16 protein-coding genes are annotated in these 14817 nt (G+C 70.5%); 9 read left to right on the top strand and 7 right to left on the bottom strand.

Annotation, left to right across the window (positions count from 1 at the left end; translation table 11 throughout):
* The first annotated feature begins 79 nt into the window (after positions 1 to 79).
* Complete coding sequence (locus ABZ803_RS04895) at positions 80 to 928, top strand: alpha/beta hydrolase (protein ID WP_357032998.1); 849 nt, start codon at positions 80 to 82, stop codon at positions 926 to 928.
* Positions 929 to 935: 7 nt separating this feature from the next.
* On the opposite strand, the gene ABZ803_RS04890 is transcribed toward ABZ803_RS04895, so the two are convergent.
* Positions 936 to 1220 (bottom strand): hypothetical protein, encoded by a 285-nt coding sequence (locus ABZ803_RS04890; protein WP_157172852.1) that lies wholly within the window; start codon positions 1218 to 1220, stop codon positions 936 to 938.
* Positions 1221 to 1410: 190 nt separating this feature from the next.
* Here ABZ803_RS04890 and ABZ803_RS04885 point away from each other — a divergent pair, with 190 nt between their 5' ends.
* On the top strand, positions 1411 to 2475 hold the full coding sequence (locus tag ABZ803_RS04885; RefSeq protein WP_357032994.1) for a DoxX family membrane protein: 1065 nt from the start codon (positions 1411 to 1413) through the stop codon (positions 2473 to 2475).
* A gap of 75 nt (positions 2476 to 2550) precedes the next feature.
* Here ABZ803_RS04885 and ABZ803_RS04880 read toward each other — a convergent pair whose 3' ends face one another.
* Both ABZ803_RS04880 and ABZ803_RS04875 read right to left on the bottom strand, forming a co-directional pair.
* Entirely contained in the window at positions 2551 to 2940 is a 390-nt protein-coding gene (locus ABZ803_RS04880) for an STAS domain-containing protein (protein ID WP_357032991.1), read from the bottom strand.
* A 136-nt stretch (positions 2941 to 3076) separates the two neighbouring features.
* Positions 3077 to 3907 (bottom strand): mycofactocin-coupled SDR family oxidoreductase, encoded by an 831-nt coding sequence (locus ABZ803_RS04875; RefSeq protein WP_357032988.1) that lies wholly within the window; start codon positions 3905 to 3907, stop codon positions 3077 to 3079.
* A gap of 433 nt (positions 3908 to 4340) precedes the next feature.
* Between ABZ803_RS04875 and ABZ803_RS04870 the strand changes: the two genes are divergently transcribed.
* The 5 genes from ABZ803_RS04870 (at position 4341) to ABZ803_RS04850 (ending at position 10326) form a co-directional block, all read left to right on the top strand.
* Positions 4341 to 4568, top strand: coding sequence for a hypothetical protein (locus tag ABZ803_RS04870; protein WP_357032985.1), 228 nt, complete (start codon positions 4341 to 4343; stop codon positions 4566 to 4568).
* 112 nt (positions 4569 to 4680) lie between these two features.
* Positions 4681 to 5337 (top strand): class I SAM-dependent methyltransferase, encoded by a 657-nt coding sequence (locus tag ABZ803_RS04865; protein WP_357032982.1) that lies wholly within the window; start codon positions 4681 to 4683, stop codon positions 5335 to 5337.
* A 125-nt stretch (positions 5338 to 5462) separates the two neighbouring features.
* On the top strand, positions 5463 to 7586 hold the full coding sequence (locus ABZ803_RS04860; RefSeq protein ID WP_357032979.1) for a glycosyltransferase family 39 protein: 2124 nt from the start codon (positions 5463 to 5465) through the stop codon (positions 7584 to 7586).
* A gap of 485 nt (positions 7587 to 8071) precedes the next feature.
* Positions 8072 to 8788, top strand: coding sequence for a response regulator transcription factor (locus ABZ803_RS04855; RefSeq protein ID WP_357032977.1), 717 nt, complete (start codon positions 8072 to 8074; stop codon positions 8786 to 8788).
* A complete protein-coding gene (locus ABZ803_RS04850) occupies positions 8785 to 10326 on the top strand; it encodes a HAMP domain-containing sensor histidine kinase (protein ID WP_357032974.1) in 1542 nt (513 codons plus the stop codon). Before ABZ803_RS04855 ends, ABZ803_RS04850 begins: the two co-directional genes overlap by 4 nt.
* 138 nt (positions 10327 to 10464) lie before the next feature.
* Here the strand turns inward: ABZ803_RS04850 and ABZ803_RS04845 are convergent, their stop codons facing one another.
* The 3 genes from ABZ803_RS04845 to ABZ803_RS04835 form a co-directional block, all read right to left on the bottom strand.
* Entirely contained in the window at positions 10465 to 11265 is an 801-nt protein-coding gene (locus ABZ803_RS04845; protein WP_357032971.1) for a PIG-L family deacetylase, read from the bottom strand.
* A 22-nt stretch (positions 11266 to 11287) separates the two neighbouring features.
* Positions 11288 to 11683 (bottom strand): hypothetical protein, encoded by a 396-nt coding sequence (locus tag ABZ803_RS04840; RefSeq protein WP_357032968.1) that lies wholly within the window; start codon positions 11681 to 11683, stop codon positions 11288 to 11290.
* Between the two features lie 78 nt (positions 11684 to 11761).
* Entirely contained in the window at positions 11762 to 11968 is a 207-nt protein-coding gene (locus tag ABZ803_RS04835) for a hypothetical protein (protein WP_357034286.1), read from the bottom strand.
* Between the two features lie 236 nt (positions 11969 to 12204).
* Between ABZ803_RS04835 and ABZ803_RS04830 the strand changes: the two genes are divergently transcribed.
* Positions 12205 to 12399, top strand: a complete 195-nt coding sequence (locus ABZ803_RS04830) for a hypothetical protein (protein WP_357032965.1) — start codon at positions 12205 to 12207, stop codon at positions 12397 to 12399.
* 377 nt (positions 12400 to 12776) lie between these two features.
* On the top strand, positions 12777 to 13373 hold the full coding sequence (locus tag ABZ803_RS04825; protein WP_357032962.1) for a hypothetical protein: 597 nt from the start codon (positions 12777 to 12779) through the stop codon (positions 13371 to 13373).
* 13 nt (positions 13374 to 13386) lie between these two features.
* Here ABZ803_RS04825 and ABZ803_RS04820 read toward each other — a convergent pair whose 3' ends face one another.
* Positions 13387 to 14712, bottom strand: coding sequence for a deoxyribodipyrimidine photo-lyase (locus tag ABZ803_RS04820; RefSeq protein ID WP_357032959.1), 1326 nt, complete (start codon positions 14710 to 14712; stop codon positions 13387 to 13389).
* Positions 14713 to 14817 lie beyond the last annotated feature (105 nt).

The raw sequence follows: 14817 nt of genomic DNA, 5'->3' as shown, positions 1-14817 counted from the left end.
ACGCCCCTGCGGGGCCGTGCCCGCCGGTAAAATCGCGGGGACCGGAGGCTCGGTCGCCGGTCGTTCGTAGGGAGTCGGCGTGGACGTTTTCGAGCATCGGGGCAGGGCCGTCGTCTACGACCGCGTCGGCAGCGGGTCCGCGATCGTGTTCCTGCACAACGCGGGAACGCAACGCCGGATCTGGGACGACCAGGTCGCCGCACTGCGCGACGAGCACGAGGTCTTCGCGCTCGATCTGCCCGGTTACGGGCAGTCCGACCAGCCCGCCACGGGCTACCGCCTCACCGATTACGTCGACATGCTCGCGGCGTTCCTGGACGCCCACCGGCGCACCGATGTGGTGCTGATCGGCAACTGCCTCGGCAGCGCCACCTCGCTGCGCTACACCATGGGTCATCCGGAGCGGGTGCGCGCGCTCGTGCTGATCAATCCGCTCACGCTGGACACGGTCGGTTCGGGACAATCGGCGGGCTTGGCGTGGCTCGACGCCCGGCTGCCGCTGGCGCCGCTGGCCCGCCGGATCAGTCTGCCGGACCCGGTGGTCTCGCTGATCGTCGGCAATCAGCTCGGCCCCCGCGGGCGCGACCGGAACATCCGGCACGAGCCGCGCGTGCGGGCGCACTGGACGGATCGGGGCAGGTTGCTGGCCCTGCACGGCTTGGTCCAGGATTTCCCGTCCTACCGCGCGCTGGACACGTTCGATCCGCCTGCCGGATTCCCGCCGATCTGCACGATCTGGGGGCGGCGCAATCGGATTCTGTCGGCGAAGGCGGGCGGGCGGCTCAACCACAGGCTGCGCCCGCACACAGCGGTGGAGCTGGCCGACTGTGGTCATCTCCCGATGGTGGAGGCCCCGGAGCAGGTGACTTCGATCATCACCGGCTTCCTCGCCGATACCGGCGCGCGGGAGCGGGCGGGCGAGCGCTGAGCCGCGCTCAGAGCGGAGCCGCGGTCGGGCAGAGTTCGGCGAAACTGTCCGAGTGCACGCCGCATCCGGCGCATTCGAACACCATGCCGATATCCAGCATCCAATGGATGCGGGTATGGCAGGTCTCGCAGAGGAAATCCACACCCGCCGGGTGGCAGCAGGACCGTTTACGGATGAACCATTCCGCGCGATGACGGCACGGGACGGAGTCGAAGCGGAACGTGCACCTCGGCGCAGCGGGCAGCTCGGCGACAACGGCTTCGAAAGCCGTTGTGGCCGTATAGGTGTTCACAGCGGATACCTTCCAGCGGAGCAGGGCGGAGGCGGGAGCGTCAGCCGCGGCGCCTTTCCCCCTGAATCGATCTCTCTCGATTAGCTGTTACCCGGATGAGGCGGCCTTCACACGGCGGCGGACCGGCTTGTTTGGTGACGAAGCGGGCGGGAATCCGATTCGTGACTACATCAAGGGAAGGGGTTCTGTCATGTTGTTGCGCCGACTCGCCCGGCCGCTACTGGCCACCGCGTTCGTAGTAGACGGGGTCGATACGCTGCGGCGCCCGGATGAGCGGGTCAAGGCCGCGAACGCACTGCTCGAACGGGGGCACCGGCAGCTGCCCGAAGAAATTGCCACAAAATTGCCGTCCAATCCCACGATGGTCGTCCAGGTCAACGCCCTCGCCCAGGTGAGCGGCGGTGTGCTGCTGGCGCTGGGCAAGGCGCCGCGACTGGCCGCCCTGGTGCTCGCGGCGACCGTCGTGCCCGCGGCCGTCACCGAGCAGGATTTCTGGAACGAGCAGGATCCGGCCCGCAAATCGGCGAAGCGGACCGCGTTCCTCAAAGACCTCGGTCTCCTCGGCGGGCTGATGATCACCGCGGCCGACACCGAGGGCAAGCCGTCACTGGGCTGGCGCGGCCGCCGGGCCGCCCGCGACGCCGCCGCCGCGGTCACCGCCGCACTGCCGTTCGGCGCTACCTCCGATACCGCCACCGGCGCGGCATTGCGCAAGCACGCGCAGGAGGCCGCGGAACGGGCGCGTGCGCTCGGAGCGGTGGCGGCGAGCAAGGGCGCGGAACTCGCCGAGACGGCTCAGCGTCACGGCCCGGGATGGGCCGAGGCGGCCAAGGAACACGGCAGTGAGCTGGCCGGTACCGCCAAGGAACACGGGTCGGAGTGGGCCGAGATCGCCAAAGAGCGCGGCGCCGACTGGGCGGAGGTCGCCAAAGAGCGCGGCACCGACTGGGCGGAGATCGCCAAAGAACGGGGCACCGACTGGGCGGAGATCGCCAAAGAGCGCGGCGCGGAGTGGGCGGAGATCGCCAAAGAGCGGGGCGCCGAGTTCGCGGAGATCGCCAAGGAACGGAGCGCGCATCTCGCGGATCTGGCCAAGCAGCGCGGGGCGGAGTGGGCGGAGGTCGCCAAGGAGCGCGGACCGGAGATCGCCGACGTCGCCCGGGAACGCAGCGCGCACACGGCGCAGCTGGCTCGTGAGCGGGGCGCCCGGAAAGCGCAGGCGGCCCGCGAGGCGATCGAGTCGCGGCGTCACTGAGGCTCAGCCCCGAGGTGGGGCGCCCCGCCTCGGGGCGCCCCACCGGCGCGTCGAGGATATCTCTCCGGCCGTGGGTCAGGCGGTCTCGTCGTAGCCGGGCGCGAGGCCGACGAGGGCGGCATCGAGGGAGCGCACCCGATGGAATCGTCCGGCCAGGCCGGTGACGTCGATCGCGCGATCCACCGGCCGCACCATGGTGACCAGCACCAGCCTGCGGCGGGACCGCGTAGCTTCGGCCTGCGCTTCGACCAAGACGCTCAGCCCCGCCGCCGCCAAGAAGGTGACCGGTGAGAGGTCGAGCACGAGCGTGGCCGCGGGGCGCAGGCAGGCGCCCGCCAGCTCCGCGCGAAACCGGGGCGCGGTCGCGGCATCGATCTCGCCCTCGACCATCAGCAGGATGACGTCGCGGCCCGGGCGGCACACCGAAAAACGAAGCGGGTCAGTCCATTCGGCGTGTCGGGACATGCGCTGACTCCTGGCCGGAAGCTGGCACTGCACAGACTTTGCGCTTCCAGTGAAGCATGGTGCGCGAGGTCTGTATAGGAGCGCCACGGCGCGAACTGTGTTCGCGGACTACGCTTTCCGGTCAGACGCTCGGCCCCTAGGACGTACTCGCGCTTCCGCCGCAGGAGATGGTGACCGCCTCCCCGTTGAAGTGGCGGCCGTGCTCGGAGACCAGCAGCAGCACCGCCTCGGCCACCTCGGCGGGCTGGATCAGATCGCCGTTGGGCGGGCCGGATTCGATGATCGCCATCCAGTCCTCCTTGGTGGGATTCTCCTTGTCCGGCATCATGAGCCGCCAGGTGGCGGGGTTCTGGATCATGTCGGTGTCCACCCCGGACGGCAGCAGGGCGTTCACCGTGATGCCGTACTCCGCCACCTCCAGGGACAGCGACTTCACCAAGCCCAGCACGCCCCATTTGCTCGCGGCGTAGTGCGCCGCGTTACGCACGCCCATCTTCGCCACGATGGAGGAGGTGGCCACCACGCGACCCCAGCGACGCTCGATCATGTGCGGCACGACCGCGCGGAAGCTGTGGAACACGCCGGTCAGGTTGGTGTCGATCATGTCCTGCCACAACTGCTCGTCCATCTCCGCGACGGGCGAGTTGGAGGCGATGCCCGCGTTGGCGATCAGGATGTCGATGCGGTCGAATTCCTCCAGCGCGCGCTCGGCCACCGTCCGCATCTGTTCCAGGCTGCGCACGTCGGCCCGCACCGCGACGCAGCGGCGGCCGGTGCGCTCGACCAGGGCGGCGGTCTCGGCCAGATCGTCGGGAGTACTCAGCTCGTAGGGAAGGCGGGACAAGGGTGCGGCGATGTCACACACCACGATGTCCGCCCCCGCGTTCGCCAGCGCGATGGCGTGCGCGCGCCCCTGTCCGCGGGCGCCGCCGGTGATCACCGCCACCCGATCGTCGAGATGCCCCATCACTGGCCCTTCATCGGTCGGTACCTGCTTCGGCCGCCACCCATCGTGTCATGGGTGGACGGCGCGGGCTCCCGATTTTCCGGCAGGCCGGGCCACCGTCGAGCGATTTCCCGCCGATGGGAACGAGCGGGGGGCACGCCCGCGCGTGGCCACCGGTGCGCGCAGCGCCACGTCCGCGACCTGCGCCGACGGGCTGTTTTGCCGAAATCTCCAGGGACAGTGGAACAATGGGGTCGGTCTCGGCGCCGGAGCGGGCACCGCCACGGCGCGCACGAACCGACCCGACTGCGGCACGGAGACAACATGCAACCTTTCCGACCCGGTCCAGCGACCAACTGGGTGCGATGTACGCTGCGCCCCGGAACGATTTCGCCCGTGCCTACCCATCGTTCCTGGCACGGTCGGCGCATCCACAGTGGTTCCAGGGGGCCCGATGACCGATTGTGAGTACCTTCCCGTGAATCTCGACCGACAGCTCGACACCGAACCGACCGAGCACGACAGCACCCTGGCCGCCCGGCTGACCAGCCCGCGGCTGCGCACGCTGCTGCACACGACCATCGGCCTCTCCGAGGATTCCGTCGATCTGCTGACGACCATGACCACGCGCCTGCGTGCCGCCGAGGGCATGATCCTGCGCGACCCGCTCGACGACTGCTGAGACCCGGGCGGGCGTGACGGGCCCCGGCGGCCCCGCCGCGGCCCGCCCGAGGTGGTTGCCGAACCGGCAACGATATTTGCCGATACGTTCGGGCCGGTGGATGGTGGGACGCATGAGTGCGACACACCACCACCGGGACGGGACCACGCCGACGACGGTCGAGTTCTGGGAGTCCTTCTACCAGGAACGCGACCAGATCTGGTCGGGACGGCCGAACTTCCTGCTGGTGCGGGAGATCGAAGCGGTCGCCCCGGGTACGGCACTGGACCTGGGCTGCGCCGAGGGCGCCGACGCGATCTGGCTGGCCGAGCGCGGCTGGCGGGTGACGGCGGTGGACGTCTCGGAGACCGCGCTGGCGCGCGCCAGGGCACAAGCGGCGCGACAGCAGTTGTCCGGCGAAATCGATTGGCAGCGGCACGATCTCGATCACACCTTCCCGTCCGGGCGCTACGACCTCGTCACGGCGCAGTATCTGCACTCACCGGCGGCTCAGGACGGTGAACGGACGCGAATCCTGCGCCGGGCCGCGGAGGCGGTGGCGCCCGGCGGGCTGCTGCTGATCGTCGGGCACGCGGAGTGGCCCAGCTGGGTGCTGGAACCGCCCGCCGACGTGCACTTCCCGACCACCGCCGAGGTGCGCGCCGGCCTCGCGCTCGACCCGGCCGAATGGCAGGTGGAAGTGGAGGACGTGGTCGAGCGCGAGCACGCGGGCCCGGAGGGGCAGCCGGGCACGCGGAAGGACAACATCCTGCGAATTCGCCGCCGCTGACCCGAGCCGGAAATCCGCTCGGCGCCGTCGGCCCGCACAGCGCACTCCCAGGTTTGCCCCAGGTTGCGGGCAGACGGCCTTCCTAGCCTTCGACGTGAAGTTCACACGGAAGGAAGGCGAAGATCATGGCGTCGATTACGAGCGTCCCGCCGGGCGTGGAGGCCGTCGCGAGACCCGTCGGCGCCCATCGCGCCTCCACCCACGAGCGATCATGGGCGGATCGCGCGTTCTTCGGGCCCGCGACCCGACCGCGGTGGGCGCGCCCGGCGCTGTTCGCGCTGCTGATCGCGACCGCGGTGCTGTATTTCCGGAATCTGACGGTCTCCGGATGGGCGAACGAGTATTACGCCGCCGCGGCGCAGGCGGGCACGCAGAGCTGGAAGGCGCTGCTGTTCGGCGCGCACGACGCGGGCAACGCGATCACGGTGGACAAGCCGCCCGCGTCGCTGTGGGTGATGGGGCTGTCGGGGCGGTTGTTCGGATTCGGCTCGTGGTCGCTGCTGGCCCCCCAGGCCTTGATGGGCGTCGGCTCGGTGGCGCTGCTGTATGGCGCGGTGCGACGGTGGAGCGGCCCCGGCGCGGGCCTGCTGGCCGGTGCGGCGTTGGCGGCCACTCCCGTGGCCGCGTTGATGTTCCGCTTCGACAACCCGGACGCCCTGCTGACGTTGCTGCTGGTAGCGGCGGCCTACTGCACGGTGCGGGCGATCGACTCGCACGGGCTGCGCTGGCGTTCGGCGAGTACCGGCTGGCTCGCCCTGGCCGGTGCGGTCATCGGTTTCGCGTTCCTGACCAAGATGATGCAGGCGTTCCTGGTCCTGCCCGCGCTGGGGCTGGTGTTCCTGGTCGCCGCGGCGGGAGGCTTCTGGTCCCGGATCGTCAAATTGATCACCGCGTGCGCGGCCATGGTGGTCGCGGGCGGATGGTATGTGCTGCTGGTCGAGCTGTGGCCTGCGGATTCGCGCCCGTACATCGGCGGGTCGACCGACAACAGCCTGTGGGAACTGGCGCTCGGCTACAACGGGATGGGCCGACTGCTGGGCGGCAGCGGCAATCCGAGCGGGGGCTCGGGCGGCCCCGGGGGCGGCGGCATGGGCGGCGCGTTCGGCGGCGACACCGGATTGGCCCGGCTGTTCAGCGACAGCATGGGCACCGAGGTGTCCTGGCTGCTTCCGGCGGCGCTGATCGGCCTGATCACCGGGCTGTGGCTGAGCCGCCGCGCACCGCGCACCGATCGGCTGCGGGCGGCGATGGTCCTCTGGGGCGGGTGGCTGCTCGGCACCGGCCTGGTATTCAGCTACATGAGCGGCATCATCCACCCGTACTACACGGTGGCCTTGGCGCCGGGCATCGCCGGTGTCGCCGGGATCGCGGTGACGCAATTGTGGCGGCGGCGCGGGCATGTGGCGGCCAGGACGACGTTGGCGCTGCTGTCGGCGGTCACCGGCGTCTGGGCCTTCGTCCTGCTCGACCGCACGCCGGACTGGTTGCCCTGGCTGCGCTGGGCGGTGCTGATCTCGACCGCGCTCGCGGCGATGGGCCTACTGGTAGGCGCGCACCGGTCGCGCGGGATCGCCGTGACGATCGCGGCGGCCGCGTTGCTCGGCGGGTTCGCCGGATCCACGGCCTACGCGGTCGAGACGGTCACGCACGCGCACAGCGGCGGCATCCCCACCTCCGGGCCCGCGCAGGCGGGTTCGATGGGCGGGCCTGGAGGCGCAGGAGCGGATGGTCCGCCTGCCGACGGCCGCACCGGCGCGACGGACGGCACCGATCTGCCGACCGGAGACACGGCTCCCAGCGGCACCGAGCTGCCGACCGGAGACATGCCCGCCGCCGACGGCGGACGGTCGACCGGCGACGCGGTTCCCGCGAGCGGCGCGAGTGGGCCGGGCGGAAACGCGGGCAACGCGGAGCTGGACGCCCTGCTGGAGAACACCGGCAGCCGGTGGTCGGCGGCGACCATCGGCTCCGGTACCGCGTCGAGCCTGGAATTGCGCACCGGTACGTCGGTGATCGCGATCGGCGGCTTCAGCGGTGGCGACGACGCGCCGACGTTGGCGCGGTTCCAGCAGTACGTGGCCGATGGCGAGGTGCACTACTTCGTCGCGCAGGGTCAGGGCATGCGCCCCGGCTCCAGCGGAGAGAAGTCGGCGGCGGACGAGATCACCGAGTGGGTGAAGGCGCATTTCACCGCGAAGACGGTCGGCGATATCACCGTCTACGACCTGACCGCACCCACCGGCAGCTGACCGCCCGGATCCCGACCGCGGGAGTATCGCCGCACCATAGTGTGCGGCGATACTCCCACCGCATGTTCGGCGATAGGGCCTCGACATCGCCGCCGACGTCCCTTCGAGTTCGCCCGGCACCGGAAATCGCCGGAGGCGGCCGCCGCGGATCGCCCCGGCGAGGGCGCGTGGAGGGGTATAGCCCGCCACCCGATCAGCTCGCCGGTCCGATGTCGACACGAACCATGGGATCGCAATTGAGGGCACGCACCGTCGCAGAGGGTGATGATCGGCGGTTGCGGCGCACAGCGTGCCGATCGGCAAAGACTCCTCGCTGACGCCCCACCGCCGCGCTTGCCGCCGACGAGCCCGGTCACCCGGATCGGGCACCAGCCGCACCAGGCTTGATAGACGCGGCGACAGCGCGCCGGGGACGGTGGCGCGCTCCCAGGAAACACCCAGCTTGCTCGCAGGTTGCTCCGTGCCTGCGAGGCAATCATGGACTCATGACCGGCACCGAACCCGAAGCCCACGTCCTCATCGTGGACGACGAACCGATGATCATCGAACTGCTCGCCGTGAGCTTGCGGTTCCAAGGGTTCGAGGTGGCCACCGCGCTCAGCGGCACCGAGGCGCTGGATCGGGTGCGCGGATTCCGGCCGGACGCGTTGATCGTGGACGTGATGATGCCCGGCATGGACGGGTTCGGGATGCTGCGGCGGCTGCGCGCCGACGGGGTGACCGCGCCCGTGCTGTTCCTGACCGCCCGCGACGACGTCGACGACAAGCTCACCGGACTCACCCTCGGTGCGGACGACTACGTGACCAAGCCGTTCAGCCTGGAGGAGGTCATCGCGCGGCTGCGGGTCATTCTGCGCCGCAGTGGAATACAGTCCGCCGACGAGGGCGTCAACCGGATGACGGTGGGCGATCTGGTGCTCGACGACGACAGTCACGAAGTGTGGAAGGCGGGTGCGCCGGTATCGCTGTCGCCGACCGAGTTCACCCTGCTGCGCTACTTCATGGTCAACGCGGGCAAGGTGCTGAGCAAGCCGAAGATCCTGGACCACGTCTGGCGTTACGACTTCGGCGGTGACGCGGGCGTGGTCGAGTCGTATGTGTCGTACCTGCGGCGCAAGGTCGACACCACCGAACCGAAACTGCTGCACACGCTGCGCGGCGTCGGTTACGTGCTGCGCGAACCCCAGGTGAGCCGGAGGTGAGCCTGCGAACGGAGCTCGCGCGGCGGATATCGGCGGTCCCGCTGCGGGTGGGGCTGGTGATCGTGCTGCTGCTGCTGACCGCGGCGGCGCTGTTCGCGTCGGGTGCGGCCGTGACCTCGGCGCTGAGCCGCTCGCTGACCCAGCGCACCGACGAACAGCTCTACGACGCGGCGCGGTCCTGGGCGCAGCCGCGCCCGATGCGGCAGGTGATCACCAGTGACGGTCGCACGCAATGGATTCCGGCGGATCTCCCGGCCGCGCCGGTGCAGCCGAGATCGGTGGGCGAGCAGCCGCGCCGGTTCTTCGAACTGCGCACTGGAGCCGACGGCCAGGTGTATCCGGACCCGCCCGGCGGCAACAGCGCCGCGGGGGCGCCGGATCTGGGCGGCTCGAGCGCCCAGACGCCGACAACGGTGGATTCCGCGGACGATTCGTCGGTGCGCTGGCGGGTGCTGACCACGACCAACGAATACGGTTCCACCACCATCGGCCTGCCACTGACCGACAACCAGGAGACGGTCTCGCGGCTGATCTTCTTCGAGGTCGGCACGGGGGCAGCGGCTCTGCTGGCCCTGGGCGCCGTCGGCTACCTGGTGATCCGGCGCAGCCTGCGGCCGCTGCGCGAGGTGGAGCAGACCGCGGCGGCGATCGCGAGCGGCGACCTGCACCGGCGGGTGCCGGTGCGCGGCGTCGACACCGAAGTCGACCATCTGGCGCGGTCGTTGAACGAGATGCTCGCCCAGATCCAGCACGGCGTGGCCGCGACCGAGGCCTCCGAGGAAGCCGCCCGCCGCTCGGAGGCGCGGATGCGCCGCTTCGTCGCCGACGCCAGCCACGAACTGCGCACGCCGCTGACCACGATTCGTGGTTTCGCCGAGCTGTACCGGCAGGGCGCCAGCACCGACGCGGTAATGGTGGTCGGCCGGATCGAGGCCGAGGCCGAGCGCATGGGTGTGCTCGTCGAAGATCTGCTGCTGCTGGCGCGGCTGGACGAGAAGCGACCGCTGGAGCGCAGACCCGTCGACCTGCTCGCGCTCGCCGGCGACGCCGTGCACAACGCGCGGGCCATCGCCGCCCGCCAGAAGCCGTCGCCCGACGCGCCGGACCGCCCGATCTCCCTGGTGATCGGCGAGGGCGAGGGAACCATGGATGTCGTCGGCGATGAGGCGCGCCTGCGCCAGGTCCTGGGAAACCTGCTGGGCAACGCCCTCACCCACACTTCGCGCGAAGCGGCGATCACGGTGCGGGTCACGGCGGCGCCCGATCGCGTCCGCATCGACGTGATCGACACGGGCCCCGGCCTGTCGCCCGACGCCGCCGCGCGGGTATTCGAACGCTTCTACCGCGCGGACGCCTCACGCACCCGCACCAGCGGCGGCACCGGCCTCGGCCTGTCCATCGTCCAGGCGCTGGTAACCGCCCACGGCGGACGCGTCTCGGTCGACAGCGCACCGGGCCGCGGGGCGACCTTCACCGTGGTGTTGCCCCGCGAACCCGCCGATACGCGGCCCACCGGAGAGTGGGCTCGATCCGGGTAGCACGGGTCCGCTCGGCGCGATCCCAGCCGGAACCCGCGCCGTGCCGATGCGCGGCGCCGCCGAGTCACCGATCGCGCCGAACTGGTGGATGGCCTGGCTCGGCGGTGCGCATCGATCGCTGGCGAAGAAGCCGGCCGCTCAGCGCGGCGCGGGTAGGAAGATGTCGTCGAGCGGGGCCCCGGAGCCGGGGGTGGCGCCTTCTTCGGCGAACCATTCCCAGTGCATCACGCGGGCGAGGATCGGGGTGGGCAGGCGCAGGAGCACTTTCGCGATGGTGGCGAAGCGGCTGTCGCCCTCGACGATCGAGCGGTGCGCGGCCAGTGCGGTTTTGCGTTGCGCCGCATGGGCGGCTACGTCGATGCGATGGGTGATCGCCGAGCGCGGACTGAACAGCGAGGCGAGAACCGAAGGGTCATAACGAAAGGGGACCCGCAATCGCTCCAGCGAACGAACGAGGCGCGTGCAACCCTCGCGCGGCAAGGTGGCGTCCAGGACTCGCGACACGCCGGCGAGTTCCGCCGCGCGCTTGCCCACCTGGTGCACGCGGACGTGGTCGCGATGTCCGTATCCGCCGTTGCTGTCGTAGCTGAGCAGAATGTCGGCGTGCTCCTCGCGCAGGATCGCGGCCAACCGCCCCGCCGCCTCCTCCGGATCCGCGCGGGCGAATCGCATCCGGTCCGGCGGGTCGGCGTACAGCACCGCACCGTGTCCGCTGTCGGCGTAGCCGAGGTGCCCCACCCGGTGCACGCCGAGGACGGCGGCGCTGGCCGCCAACTCACCGAGGCGCAACGGCTCGCGGCCGTCCAGATCCGCCATGTGGCCGTCGGTGGCCACCACGATCACCGTCCGGTGCCCGGCGGCGGACAGCTTGGCCAGGGTCCCGCCGGTCAGCAGGGTCTCGTCGTCCGGGTGCGCGTGGAATGCCACAACGGTCGCCATCGCACCAGTGTGCCAAAGGCATTCACGATAGATCCTTGGCCAGCCGGGTCGCACCGACGAGCATGTAGCCGCCGGTCAGGGCGACCATGGCCACTGCGGCCGGGCGCGGGGCGTCACTGCGCAGGAGGCGCACCCCGCCGTGCGTGGTGTCCAGGATGTCCACCAGCAACGCCAGACGCTGCCAGCGTGGCAGTTCCTCGGCGGGGGCGGTCAGATACCCCAGGCCCAGCGCGATCGCCCGTGCGCCGAAGATCCGGGTCATGTATTCGAGTTCGGGCGTAGGGCGTACGCCGAGCGCTTTGGTCAACGTCCGTGGCGCCACGAGAGCGGCCGACCCCAGCGCGACCCGTCCGAGCGCCAGGCCGCGCAGCGCACCGGCCAGTGGGGAGCGGGTTTTCCGCATGCTGTTCGTCACCATGTCCCGAGCCTCGCCCAAAACGCCGATCAGGTCGATTACCTGCGAGGTAATCGACCTGACGACGGTATGGGCGCGGACTCAGGGCAGCGGAACCCACTGGTTGAAGAACCAGAAGCCGTGCGGGCTGGGCTGCGGGTCGCCGTGGTGCTGCTGCTCGGGAGCATGGTCGCGGCCCTGGTCGCGATCGTTGTGACCCGGATCCGCGCTCGCGATACCCGCGCCCGCGCCGACCGCGGCCAACGCGATACCCCCGGCCACCGCCGCCTTCGCCACCTTGGACTTCAACACCTTCATACTTGTCTCCTCGATCCGGCCCGTCGGGCTCCGCGGCCGAACTTCGACCGCGGAGACAATCCTCGGTGCGCGATCTCGAGACACCCCGATACCGCGCTGGGAACCTCCTGGCAACCCGAATCTGCTCCTACAGCGAACTCCCAGCTTCGAGAACGGCTCCGGCGCAGGGCGTTCGCCACGGCCTACGCTGAGGTATTCCGCCGGCCACCCACCGGGAGAGGACAGCCGTGAAGCTTCTCGTCACCGGCGGCGCCGGTCACATCGGCGGCGTCGTCACCCACCAGCTCGTCGACGCGGGCTACGAAGCGAAGATTCTCGACGACCCGCCCACCGGCTTCTCGGATAACCTTCCGCAGCGACCGGATCCGGCCGGCATCGCCTCCGACGCATGGCAATTCCACCGGTCGGTGTACGACGACTGATCGAACGAGCAACGTTTCGGCGTATTTCCGCGAAGTCCCGGGCAACCTCCATTCGCGCGCCGGCCATCGCGAGTCGATCAGAGAATGAGCAGAATCAGCGCCTTCTGCAGGGTATCCACGATGCGGCCGATGGTGATCGCGATTTCGACGGTGCCCACGACAGGCCCCTTTCCTCGGACATGGCAAATCCTCGACACATCAATTCAAGCGCGCGCGAACGCGATTCGCCAAGCTCGCGCCGGGTTTCGTTCGGGCGGATGGGCGAGGTTCATCCACGGCGCCCCGCTCTTCGAATCATCTGTGTCGCGCGGCCGGTCGCGAAAGCGGGGCGGACCAGCGCAGCGCACGGGCATTTCGATCCATCGACAGGAGCACAGGTGACGTCGTCGCAACCGTTGGTCCGGGAGGACTCGCACGACTGTTCTCGGCATGCGGCCGCCACGGTCGGGCAAGCCGCGGCGGTACTCGGCATGCTCCATCGAATCCCTGCCGACCACGCGGAGGTCTCCGCGCGCCTGGCGCTGCTCGCCGATCGCAATGCCGACATCGGGTGCGAACTGCTCGGCGATTCGGCAGGCCGGTGCGCGCTCGGCCGGGCGCTGCACAGCGTCGTCATCCATCTCCGGACGACGGCCGAGCTCACCGACCGGCACCGCGTGACAGTGCTCGCCGACGAACTGGTCGAGGTCATCGGGATAGTGCAGGAGTGCGGGCAGCACACGGCCCGATCCTTCGCGGCGCCGCTGGATTCCGTGTGGGCGGCGCACTACCGCGCCGAGATCCTGCGACTGGCCGACGACGCCGACGACGCTTTCCGCCGCCTGTTCGCGCGGTGGTACTTCGACACCGACGACCTGACGACAGTGGCCGGTATGCGGGAGGTCGGCGACGAACTGGAGAACGTGATGCGAGCCTTCGAGTCGGTCGCCGATGCCGCGGTGGCCGCGGACCGGCCGGGTCGGCCACCCAGGTGACCGTTCGCGGCCACTACATTCCGGCGAAATCGATGATCGGCGCCGGGTAGTCCGCCGGATCGATCCGCTCCCGCCACGGCCGGTGGATGCGCGCGCCGGGCAGGTGCGCCAACTCGGGGATCCAACGCCGGACGTACGCGCCGTCCGGGTCGTAACGCTCGGCTTGGCGCAGCGGGTTGAGCACCCGATTCGGCCTGGTGTCGGTCCCGGTCCCCGCGACCCACTGCCAGTTGAGCTGGTTGTTGGCCAGGTCGCCGTCCACCAGCCAGCGCAAGAAGTGCTCCGCCCCCACCCGCCAGTCGACGCGCAGCGATTTGGTCAGGAAACTGGCCGTGATCAGCCGGGCCCGGTTGTGCATCCAGCCCTCCGCGCGCAGTTGCCGCATGCCCGCGTCCACGATCGGATGCCCCGTGCGCCCCTCTCGCCAGGCGTCGACGGCTTGCGTGTCCTCGCGCCAGCGGATGTCGCGGGCACGGTAGTCCGACCAGGCCGCGGACGGGCGGGCGGCCAGCAACTGGTGGTGGAAGTCCCGCCAGGCCAGCTGCCGGGCGAACGCGCGCCCGCCCTCGGTGGACATGTCGACCCGGTGCACCAGCTCCACCGGGGACACGCAGCCGAAATGCAGATACGGCGACAGCCGCGATGTGGCGTCGGCGGCGAGGTCGTCGTTGTCCCGCGCGTAGTGTTCGACCGGCCCGGACAGCCAGTAGCGCATCATCTTTCGGCCCGTCGTCGCACCACCCACCGCTAGCCGCGGCGATGTCCGGCCCGGGCACAGCTCCCCCGCGTCGGGCAGCGGCAGGCTCGACACCCGCGGCACCGTGAGGCCACGCGGCGTGCCGAGCGGTGTGCGCCGCGGCGCTTCGGCCCAGCGCCGGAAATACGGGCTGAAGACGGCGAAGTGGTCGCGCCCGGTGGCGGGCAGCAGCGCTTCCCGATCGGCGACGGTGATGGTGGCGGGATGCGTGTGCAGCAGACAGTCGCGGCGCGAGAGTCGTTCACGCAGGGCGTGTTCCCGGCGGCGGCTGTAGCCGCTGACGTCGGCGGCGACGTGCACGCTCTCCGCGTGCACCTGGGCGGCCACGCGATCGACCTCCGCGGCCACGTCCCCCCGGCGCAGGACCAGGTTGCCGCCGATGGCGCGCAGTTCGTCGTCCAGCTCGGCCAGCGCGGCGACGAGGAACCGGGCACGGTTCGGTGCGGCGAAGCGGCCGGAGAGGATGGCGTCGTCCAGCACGAACAACGGCACCACGGCGGCGCCCTCGCGGTGCGCGGCGGTCAGCACCGGGTTGTCCCGCACCCGCAGGTCGCGGGTGAACAGAGCGATCGTGACGGTCATCGCGCACCCACCCGTCGTACGGCAGGAATTCTCATCCACGGGCCCCCTCGCCGGAAGGTGCGCTCGGCGCCCGTGAGGGCCGCGCCGGCGCGGCATCGGGCGGCT

Origin of the sequence: Nocardia sp. NPDC047648, from assembly GCF_040642815.1 — a bacterium.
GTDB lineage: Bacteria > Actinomycetota > Actinomycetes > Mycobacteriales > Mycobacteriaceae > Nocardia > Nocardia gamkensis.
This window is presented reverse-complemented; position numbering and strand designations above follow the sequence as displayed.

Excerpts from the sequence above, each read along its gene's own strand:
- ABZ803_RS04885 (WP_357032994.1), top strand. The coding sequence starts at position 1,411 with ATGTTGTTGCGCCGACTCGCCCGGCCGCTACTGGCCACCGCGTTCGTA.
- ABZ803_RS04880 (WP_357032991.1), bottom strand. The coding sequence starts at position 2,940 with ATGTCCCGACACGCCGAATGGACTGACCCGCTTCGTTTTTCGGTGTGC.
- ABZ803_RS04875 (WP_357032988.1), bottom strand. The coding sequence starts at position 3,907 with ATGGGGCATCTCGACGATCGGGTGGCGGTGATCACCGGCGGCGCCCGC.
- ABZ803_RS04870 (WP_357032985.1), top strand. The coding sequence starts at position 4,341 with ATGACCGATTGTGAGTACCTTCCCGTGAATCTCGACCGACAGCTCGAC.
- ABZ803_RS04865 (WP_357032982.1), top strand. The coding sequence starts at position 4,681 with ATGAGTGCGACACACCACCACCGGGACGGGACCACGCCGACGACGGTC.
- ABZ803_RS04860 (WP_357032979.1), top strand. The coding sequence starts at position 5,463 with ATGGCGTCGATTACGAGCGTCCCGCCGGGCGTGGAGGCCGTCGCGAGA.
- ABZ803_RS04855 (WP_357032977.1), top strand. The coding sequence starts at position 8,072 with ATGACCGGCACCGAACCCGAAGCCCACGTCCTCATCGTGGACGACGAA.
- ABZ803_RS04845 (WP_357032971.1), bottom strand. The coding sequence starts at position 11,265 with ATGGCGACCGTTGTGGCATTCCACGCGCACCCGGACGACGAGACCCTG.
- ABZ803_RS04840 (WP_357032968.1), bottom strand. The coding sequence starts at position 11,683 with ATGGTGACGAACAGCATGCGGAAAACCCGCTCCCCACTGGCCGGTGCG.
- ABZ803_RS04820 (WP_357032959.1), bottom strand. The coding sequence starts at position 14,712 with ATGACCGTCACGATCGCTCTGTTCACCCGCGACCTGCGGGTGCGGGAC.